Consider the following 7,772-nt stretch of genomic DNA (forward strand, 5'->3'; position numbering starts at 1 on the left):
CTCATGGACCAATTACATCCGCGCAGGATGAGGCAGAACATCGTTCATTCGCCCAATTCCATACGTGAGCGTCTCCGGATCGCTCGAGTGTGCTTCCGGATCGCTGGTGCGCTGACAGAATCGCCTTCACAATGAGTGGATGAAACCCGTTGTGCAGCAATTGATTACCGTGGTCGGAGTTCTTCTCGGGGCGGGCGCGACGTTTGCAGGGGCGGCGTTGACCGAGCGGTCGAAGTGGCGGCGAACTCAGCGCAGTCGGTGGGATGACCGGCGGCTCGTTGCGTACAGCGATTTCGCGAACGCGCTCAAGCGCTTCGCGGAGGTGTCGATGCGGATGGCGGCGGGAAGGGGGTTTCCGAACGCGGGACAGCCGATTTCGGCTGAGGACGGTGCGGAACTTCTGGCCGAGGCTGCTTCCGAAAAGTCTTGACCGTCGGCCGCGTTCGCGACGCCTTCGGCGGGTATATCGGCGGGGTTTCGGGGTGCTCTAGCCCTCGGTCTGGCGGACTTTGATGGCGTCGCGGGAGATGTAGACGTCGTATTCGCCGGGGGTGGCTATGGTGGCGTTGCCGTAGGCGGAGCGGATGAAGGGGTTGGTGTACCAGCGGTTTTCGTTCATGTCTTCGAAGAAGTCGCGGTCGCCGCCGTTGAAGAAGATGTGGTCTTGGGCGGGGGATTTGCCGTCGAGGCGTTGGCCGAACAGGCGGCTGATCTTGTAGCCGGAGTGGAAGCCGAGGGCGTTGACCCATGGTTCGAGTTCGACGATGTTGGACTGTAGGGCCCACAGGTCGCCTTCGATGCGATGGGTTGTCGGCTGGCCCGCGGTGCCGTCTTCGTTGAACTGGGTGAGTACGACGTCGAGTTGGTGTTCTTGGCCCGCAACGGGTTTGGCGACTACGTGGGCGGCTTTGATTTCGCCGGTGAGGCCGAGGTAGGTCTGCAGGAGGGTGGCGATCCAGAGCAGGAGGACCGCGACCAGGAGCAGGGCCGCGCCGGGGACCGCGCGGCCGAGCACGGCCTTGGGGCCGCGGCGGCGGGTGGCGGCCAGTCCGGCCGTGACCAGGAGCAGGACAGCGAGGGCGATCAGGGCCAGGAGACCGACCTGGGCGAACCCGAAGGACACCGGGAAACTCATGATGTGGGTATACCCCGAAAACATCTGCGGCAGGCACTGTCTCGAAGTTCTAGGGTGGGAACTTCGATCAGGAGGGGTGACGGTGGAGAAGTATCGGGTGCTCGTGGGGGTTCATCTGGTGTTGGTCGATGTGCAGGGGCGGGTGTTGTTGGGGCGCAGGCTGAACACGGGGTTCGGGGACGGGTTGTTTCATGTGCCCGCGGGACATCTGGAGGCGGGGGAGTCGGCGGTGGCTGGGTTGATCAGGGAGGCGCGCGAGGAGGTGGGGGTCGAGATCGATGCTCGGGATGTGGAATTCGCGCATGTGTTGCACAGCGATGAGCGGGTGCAGATGTTCTTCACTGTGCGCCGCTGGACTGGCCTGGTCACCAACCGCGAGCCCGAAAAGTGCTCGGAACTGGGCTGGTTCGAGCCCGCGGGGTTGCCCGACGAGATCGTCGACTACTGCAGGGTGGGCATCGGCAAGGTGATGGCGGGACAGGCGTTTTCGGAATACGGGTGGGAATCGGTTAGGGGCTGACGATCTTCGGTGGCGCGGCCCGGAGGCGCATCAGGGCCAGGACGGCGATCGCGCAGCCGAGGGCGACGGCGATCGCGACCACGCCGGGGCCCATGCCGCGATCCACGTCCGCGGTGCGGTACCAGGATGACGAATAGGCGAGGTGACCGAAATCGCTGTCGCTCAGGGCGACTCCGATCGAGGGCACGAACAGGATCGCCAGGCCGACGGTCCCGGACGTGGGGCTCTGCGGAACCGAAGTGCCGAGGCAGTACCCGGCGACCGCGCCTAGGGAAAGGCAGCCGAAGGCGGCGGTGAGAGTGGCGTTCGGGGCGAAGACATCGGTGGCGAGGACGAAGCAGGCCAGGGCGAGCACGCTCGCCGCGGCCACCACCGGACGTGGTGTGCGGATGCCGATCAGCAGGCCGGCGGCGGTGGCGGCGAGGGTGGCGAGGTCGATCCAGCCCGAGCGCGGCAGCGTGGTGACGAGGCTGCCCGCGACGGAGAAACTGCTCATCAACAGGACCAGGATGCCCTCGCGTCCCGGCAGGATCAGCGCGGCGCCGACCGCGGCAGCGATGGCGACGATCGAGGCGATGATCAGATAGGAGGCGCTGGTCTTGTCGGACGCCACGGCGAGCGCGGTGACGATGGTCGTCGTGAAGGCGACGACGGCGGCGAACACGGGCGCCAGTGGGATGGCGGTTTCGATGGTCGAGCGGGCCGGGGCCGCCGTGGTGAACGCGAAGTAGGCGAGGGCGAGCACGGTGGCCCCGATGAACCACAGGGGCAGTGCGCCGCCGACCGCGCCGCTGAAACCGTCGGCATCCGGGTCGGTGGGCGACTGGGTCAGGTCGCCGAGAATGGTGCCGCCGAGCGCGCCGAACAGATAGACGGTTCGCAGCAGCGGTTCGTTCCAGACCGCCACCGCGAGGGCGCCGATGACGACACCCGCGAGCAGCGCGTCGATGAAGTTCAAGGTGGGCAGTGACAGGCTGTCGAGGTGACCGTCCGAGCTGTCCGGGATGAAGGCCAGATGGTTCACCAGGACGCCGAGCAGGGCGAGCAGCGCGGTCCAGCGGGCCGTTCGCACGCTGCCGATGGCCACGGTGACGGCGGCGGTGATCACCGCCATGAACGCGGCACCGGTCATCGCCCGCGGAACGTTGAACACCAGCAGGTCGACATGCAGCGACGCGGCCAGCGAGGCGAAACTGATCGGCAGCATGATCGCGAGCGCCGCGACCGAGGTGGCGACGAAGATCGTGACGGTTTCGGCCGCGCAGCGAACGGTCGAAGGCTGCACCGAATCCCCGTTCTCGCGGCTGACCCGGTCCGGGCGGACCGTGTCCGGAGCATAGCCATTTCGTCACAGCCCGATCGGCTCCTCGAGCCGAAAGCCCTTCGTGTCGCGGGCGCCGGCGTGCGACGATTGACGAATCAGGCTGGTGGGCACAGGAGTCGGAAGGTCGGTTGATGCCAAGCGGGGTCGTGACCTGGTTCGACAGCGGCAAGGGTTTCGGATTCATCACCCCCGACGCCGGTGGGCCCGATGTGTTCGTCGAGTACACCGCGCTGATCGGCGAGGGGTTCCGCACGCTGCGCGACGGTCAGCGCGTGGAATACACCGTCACCGAGACTCGGCGCGGACCCGAAGCGCACGATGTGCAGGCCGGGTGATCAGAAGACAGCCACCGCGTAGACGGCGAAACCCGTAGCCGCCAGCGAGACGACCGCGCTCAGGATCAGCAGCGCAGTGTTGAGGCGGTGCAGCCGGTCGTGCCGGGCGCGGTGTGCGAAAAAGGAGTTCGTGGGGTTGCCGTCGCCCACGAAGCAGGACCGAGAGTCGTGCAACGCGCGGTTCGCACGGGTTTCGGCGACGGTGGCGGCGAAGAGACTGAGTGCGCCGGTGACCGCGCAGATTACGGTGACGGCAATGACAAACGGCATCTGGAACTCCCCCGTGAATTCGGCATAGCCGCAGCTCATGCCGGTGTTGCTACCTCCTTATTGTCTCACCGGGGTCCGACAGGTTTCAGTTCTGCCCGCTCGGCCAGAAGCGGCTCGCGTTCTGATTGTGGACCGGGCGGGTGAGGTTGGGGTCCTCGGCTTCGGTGATGCCGACCTGCATCAACAGGATCATGGTCACCATGCTGATGCCGATGATCAGCGGAGTGAGCAGCTGGGCGGCGGTGGCGCCGCTGGCATGGGCGACGTGGGCGCTGGTGTGCGCGCTCATCGAGAACATGCCGGTGTAGTGCATGCCGGTGACGGCCACACCCATCAGCAGGGCGGCGCCCATGGTGGCGACGATGCCGTGGATGTGCAGGGCGAACCACAGCGCCGCGATCGAGGCAACTACCGCGATGGCGAGCGACGCGGCGACCACGACGGGGTCGTAGATGATCTCGGCGTCGGTTTTCATCGCGTACATGCCCGCGTAGTGCATGGCCCCGACGCCGAGTCCGGTGATCGTGCCGCCGACCGGTAACGCGGCGCTGTCCCAGCTGCGACGCACCACGATGGACAATCCGAGCCACACCACACCCATGGCGACAGCGGCGCTGAACAAGGTGATGGGAACGTTGTAGCGGATGGTCACCCCGCGTACCGAAAAACCGAGCATCGCGATGAAATGCATGACCCAGATACCGGTGCCACCGAGTGCGATCGCGGCCGCGGTGAGCCAGCCGCCGTGCATGCCGGAAGCGCGCGAGCGAACCATGCAACGCAGCGCCAGCATCGACCCGATGACCGACATGGCATAGGCCAGCAGGGGGGTCACCCAGCCGTAAGTGAAATGGTTGATATCCAGCACCTTCTGCTCCTAGCGTGATTTCCCGGCGAGGCGTGCGATCCCTCACAATCTCGGAAAATACGCTGGTAGAGAATTTGCCGTACTGGGTTTCTCGAAAATGTCTAGGGTTGCTGACGGTGGCACGTCCCTAATGCATAGAGTTCTCGATGGTGAAGGGTGCCAGTCGGTTTGATGCGTGTGTCCGGCTAATCCGGCATCCGTTGAGCAACTACGTCGGCATACGCTGAGCATCCACCGGAAGGCGGGCTGCGTCACGTCCGTGACGGCAGCACCCGGCAGCACCCGGGGGTTGCCTTCCTCACAGTTCGCACACTTTGCACGGTGGGATGTGGCCGAATTCGTCGGATCATGGCATGGTGGACACCGAGACCAGGACCGGACTATTAGGACCTAGCTCATCTACAGAAGGTTTTTGAAATGGCACAGGGTGTTGTTAAGTGGTTCAACGGCGAAAAGGGCTTCGGCTTCATCGCCCAAGACGGAGGCGGCCCGGACGTCTTCGTTCACTACTCCGCGATCGGCGGCTCCGGCTTCAAGTCCCTCGAAGAGGGCCAGCGCGTGGAGTTCGAGGTCGGTCAGGGTCAGAAGGGCCCCCAGGCTCAGGACGTTCGCGCCATCTGATTCTGCGCTGACCAGCGTACGAATGTGAAGCTCCGCACCGGATGGTGCGGAGTTTCTGCTATCTACAGGTCCTCTGCTATCTCAGCGCTTCGGCGCGGAAGAACTCACCCGTGATCGCCATCGGCGCGGTGAGATCGCGCGGCCCGCGGGAGTCGAATTCCGTCGTGGCCTGCTCGAATTCGGCGTCGATGAACGTCGTGATCAGCGTGGGCGGGGCGGCCGAACCCATCTCCCTGGTCTTCGACTTGAGATCTGTCAGCTCGGTGATCGCCGCCACGAGGTCGGCGGGCAGCTCGCAGTCGGCGAGCAGCGTGGGCAGGTGCATCGGCGCCACCGCGGCGCCGGGGTGCTCACGCAACCAGCGCAGCGCCATCGCGGGTCGCAGCGCGTAGAACACCTTCTTCAAGCCGCCGTTGCGCTCGAACAGCGCCCACTGGCGCGCGCCCAGGTGCAGGTAGTGCCGGGCGATCCGGTCGCGATCGGCCACCTCCGTCGCCACCTCGCGCAGCCGGGTGCGAAACGCCTCGTCGCCGCGGTAGACGATCGGCGACATCAACCATTCGACGAGCACCGCGTTGCCCGCCACCAGCAGGCGCAGCGCCTTCGCCAGATCCCAGCCGTTCACATCGAGCAGACCGATCAACGGTGTTTCGATCACATCGCGGGTGCGCCACGGGGACAGGTAGGTGTCCAGGCCTGCCACGTAGACGAAGCGGCAGTCGTAGTCGGAGTCCGGCGAGGGGAAACCCCAAGCACGGCTGCCGCTTTCGATAGCGAGACGGATGGATACGTTGTGCTCGGCCGCCACCTTGTCGAGCTCTGCGTCGACGGCGGCCACCACAGCCGGGTCCATCGATTCGGGGACGGTGCGCAATGACATGTGGTGATGTTAGAGGCGACGGTGCGCAGGGTTCACCCGGTTTTCGGGCAGGGGGGTAAGGGCAGCCGAAGTTCGGGCGACTATTCTGGTTCGCGGTAACTGCCGACCCCCATTCTTCCCCAGGAGTACCCCACAGTGAGCCAAGCAGGCCGTCCTGTAGTTCTGATCGCCGACAAGCTCGCCCAGTCGACCGTCGACGCACTCGGTGACGGTGTCGAGGTTCGCTGGGTCGACGGACCCGACCGCCCGGCGCTGCTCGCCGCGGTCCCCGACGCCGACGCGATTCTCGTGCGCTCCGCCACCACCGTCGACGCCGAGGTGCTCGACGCGGGCAAGAAGCTGCAGATCGTCGCCCGTGCCGGTGTCGGCCTCGACAATGTCGACGTGCCCGCCGCCACCGAGCGTGGCGTGATGGTCGTCAACGCGCCGACCTCCAACATCCACACCGCCGCCGAGCACGCTGTCACGCTGCTGCTCTCGGCCGCGCGACAGATCCCGGCCGCCGATGCCACCCTGCGTGAGAAGACCTGGAAGCGCAGCAAGTTCAACGGTGTCGAGATCCTCGGCAAGACCGTCGGCGTCATCGGCCTCGGCCGGATCGGCCAGCTGTTCGCGCAGCGCCTCGCCGCGTTCGAGACCAAGATCGTCGCCTACGACCCCTACACCTCGCCGGCCCGCGCCGCCCAGCTCGGCATCGAACTGCTGACCCTGGAGGAGGTGCTCGAGCGCGCCGACTTCATCTCGATCCACCTGCCGAAGACGCCCGAGACCAAGGGCATGCTCAACGCCGAGACGCTGGCCAAGACCAAGCCGGGCGTCATCATCGTCAACGCCGCGCGCGGTGGCCTGATCGACGAGCAGGCGCTCGCCGACGCCATCAAGTCCGGCCACGTGCGTGCCGCCGGTCTGGACGTGTTCGAGACCGAGCCGTGCACCGACAGCCCGCTGTTCGACCTGCCCGAGGTCGTCGTGACCCCGCACCTGGGCGCCTCCACCTCGGAGGCCCAGGACCGCGCGGGCACCGATGTCGCCAAGTCGGTGCTGCTGGCGCTGGCCGGTGAGTTCGTGCCCGGTGCGGTGAACGTCACCGGTGGCGCCGTCAACGACGTCGTCGCGCCGTGGCTCGACGTGGTGCGCAAGCAGGGCGCCCTGCTCGGCGCCATCGCCAACGAGCTGCCCGTCAGCGTCGAGGTGCAGGTGCGCGGCGAGCTGGCCTCGCAAGACGTGGCCGTGCTGGAGCTGTCCGCGCTGCGCGGTGTGTTCTCGGCGCTGGTCGAGGACCAGGTCACCTTCGTCAACGCCCCGGCGCTGGCCAAGGAGCGCGGCATCACCGCCACCGTCACCACCGCCACCGAGAGCCCGAACCACCGCAGCGTCGTCGACCTGCGCGCCGTGTTCGGCGACGGCTCGACCCTGAACGTGGCGGGCACGCTGACCGAGCCGAACCTGGTCGAGAAGATCGTCAACATCAACGGCCGCAACTACGACATGCGCGCCGAGGGCCTGAACCTGGCCGTGCTGAACTACAGCGACAAGCCGGGCGCGCTCGGCAAGATCGGCACCAAGCTGGGCGAGGCGGAGATCGACATCCTGGCCGCGCAGCTGAGCCAGGACGTCGACGCCGAAGGCGCCACCGTGGTGCTGCGCGTCAACGCCGAGGTTGCGGCCGAGGTGCAGACCGCGATCGCCGAGGCTGTTGGTGCGTCGAAGGTTGTGCTGGTCGATCTGGCTTAAAGACTCGAAGCGCCCAGCGTCCCAGGCAGGTTTGACGCTGTGTTTATTGGAGCGCTGGCGCGCTCGAGTCGCGGCCCCGAGGGGC

The 7,772-nt window shown here is 66.4% G+C and carries 10 protein-coding genes; 5 read left to right on the plus strand and 5 right to left on the minus strand.

Annotated features, from left to right (window positions below; genetic code table 11):
• Positions 1 to 139: 139 nt before the first annotated feature.
• A complete protein-coding gene (locus tag ACFWPX_RS12635) occupies positions 140 to 430 on the plus strand; it encodes a hypothetical protein (RefSeq protein ID WP_378927539.1) in 291 nt (96 codons plus the stop codon).
• A gap of 57 nt (positions 431 to 487) precedes the next feature.
• Here the strand turns inward: ACFWPX_RS12635 and ACFWPX_RS12640 are convergent, their stop codons facing one another.
• Complete coding sequence (locus ACFWPX_RS12640; RefSeq protein WP_378927540.1) at positions 488 to 1,135, minus strand: hypothetical protein; 648 nt, start codon at positions 1,133 to 1,135, stop codon at positions 488 to 490.
• 76 nt (positions 1,136 to 1,211) lie between these two features.
• Here ACFWPX_RS12640 and ACFWPX_RS12645 point away from each other — a divergent pair, with 76 nt between their 5' ends.
• Positions 1,212 to 1,655, plus strand: a complete 444-nt coding sequence (locus ACFWPX_RS12645) for an NUDIX domain-containing protein (RefSeq protein WP_378927541.1) — start codon at positions 1,212 to 1,214, stop codon at positions 1,653 to 1,655.
• Here ACFWPX_RS12645 and ACFWPX_RS12650 read toward each other — a convergent pair.
• Positions 1,645 to 2,940: a hypothetical protein gene (locus tag ACFWPX_RS12650; protein ID WP_378927542.1), complete on the minus strand. Its 1,296-nt coding sequence runs from the start codon at positions 2,938 to 2,940 to the stop codon at positions 1,645 to 1,647. The two genes, ACFWPX_RS12645 and ACFWPX_RS12650, sit on opposite strands and share 11 nt — an antisense overlap.
• A 170-nt stretch (positions 2,941 to 3,110) precedes the next feature.
• On the opposite strand from ACFWPX_RS12650, the gene ACFWPX_RS12655 reads away from it, so the two are divergent.
• The gene (locus tag ACFWPX_RS12655; protein ID WP_378927543.1) at positions 3,111 to 3,314 is read left to right on the plus strand and encodes a cold-shock protein; all 204 of its coding nucleotides are present in this window, start codon (positions 3,111 to 3,113) and stop codon (positions 3,312 to 3,314) included.
• Here the strand turns inward: ACFWPX_RS12655 and ACFWPX_RS12660 are convergent, their stop codons facing one another.
• Together ACFWPX_RS12660 and ACFWPX_RS12665 are read right to left on the minus strand one after the other, a co-directional pair.
• Positions 3,315 to 3,623 carry a hypothetical protein gene (locus tag ACFWPX_RS12660; protein WP_378927544.1) on the minus strand — a complete coding sequence of 103 codons (309 nt, stop codon included), beginning with the start codon at positions 3,621 to 3,623 and terminating at the stop codon, positions 3,315 to 3,317.
• 46 nt (positions 3,624 to 3,669) lie between these two features.
• Entirely contained in the window at positions 3,670 to 4,452 is a 783-nt protein-coding gene (locus ACFWPX_RS12665; RefSeq protein WP_378912473.1) for an MHYT domain-containing protein, read from the minus strand.
• A 417-nt stretch (positions 4,453 to 4,869) separates the two neighbouring features.
• On the opposite strand from ACFWPX_RS12665, the gene ACFWPX_RS12670 reads away from it, so the two are divergent.
• Positions 4,870 to 5,073, plus strand: coding sequence for a cold-shock protein (locus tag ACFWPX_RS12670; RefSeq protein WP_056812000.1), 204 nt, complete (start codon positions 4,870 to 4,872; stop codon positions 5,071 to 5,073).
• Positions 5,074 to 5,149: 76 nt separating this feature from the next.
• Here the strand turns inward: ACFWPX_RS12670 and ACFWPX_RS12675 are convergent, their stop codons facing one another.
• Positions 5,150 to 5,953, minus strand: coding sequence for a DNA polymerase beta superfamily protein (locus tag ACFWPX_RS12675; protein ID WP_378927545.1), 804 nt, complete (start codon positions 5,951 to 5,953; stop codon positions 5,150 to 5,152).
• 135 nt (positions 5,954 to 6,088) lie between these two features.
• On the opposite strand from ACFWPX_RS12675, the gene serA reads away from it, so the two are divergent.
• Positions 6,089 to 7,687, plus strand: a complete 1,599-nt coding sequence (gene serA, locus ACFWPX_RS12680; RefSeq protein WP_378927546.1) for a phosphoglycerate dehydrogenase — start codon at positions 6,089 to 6,091, stop codon at positions 7,685 to 7,687.
• Positions 7,688 to 7,772 lie beyond the last annotated feature (85 nt).

It is taken from the genome of Nocardia sp. NPDC058518, assembly GCF_042719655.1.
Taxonomy (GTDB): Bacteria; Actinomycetota; Actinomycetes; order Mycobacteriales; family Mycobacteriaceae; genus Nocardia.